The 646-nt window shown below is 52.9% G+C and carries 1 protein-coding gene; it reads right to left on the bottom strand.

Annotated features, from left to right (window positions below):
• Positions 1-319 (bottom strand): hypothetical protein (locus tag BTW08_RS19285; RefSeq protein ID WP_210403280.1); only part of this gene is annotated, 319 nt, incomplete at its 3' end.
• Positions 320-646 lie beyond the last annotated feature (327 nt).

The following is a 646-nucleotide window of genomic DNA, read 5'->3' as shown; positions in this document are numbered from 1 at the left end:
AACGCCCGCCCTGCGCGGGCGTTCGGGTTTCTGAAGGAAGGGCGGCGAGGCCGTCAGCGGGTCCGCATAAATCCAGGCGGGTCAAAAAGTTGTCATGAAGGGCTTGCCAACTCGGCAGCGGGTCCGTAAAGTACGCATCCGCTGCCGCCGAGAGAGGTCTTCGGGGACAGCGAGAAGGATTCCAAGCGTTTGATTTGATTGAATAAATCGGTTGACGCAAGGCGGTGAAGCCAGTAAGATTGCTTCCCAGTTCTTCAAGGATCGGCACCGACAAGCAGTAACGGCGCCAGGCAGGATTCGACAAGAAAGACGTTGACATCCTCACCCAGATCCTTAAAATACGCCACTCCTTACGGCGGCCCAGAAAACAAGCGCTGACAAGCACTTGGGTTCGATGGCAGAAGCAAAGCGCTTCAAGTAAGGACGCTCTTTAACAATCGATCAGGTAATTGATGTGGGCGCTTGTTCTCGCGTGACAGCCAGTCACGACATATCGAGGCAAGCGACTCGTCAAGATTCGTTTGACCTTGAACCAAGTTTGGTCCGCTTTTCTTCTTGTTCTTCGGGATGAGAGAAGTAAGGACTATCAGACTTTAAACTGAAGAGTTTGATCATGGCTCAGATTGAACGCTGGCGGCAGGCCTAA

Source organism: Salinicola sp. MH3R3-1, assembly GCF_001937155.1.
In the GTDB taxonomy this organism is placed as follows: Bacteria; Pseudomonadota; Gammaproteobacteria; order Pseudomonadales; family Halomonadaceae; genus Salinicola; species Salinicola halophyticus.
Note: the sequence above shows the minus strand (reverse complement) of the source record. Positions and strands in the feature narration are given on the sequence as shown.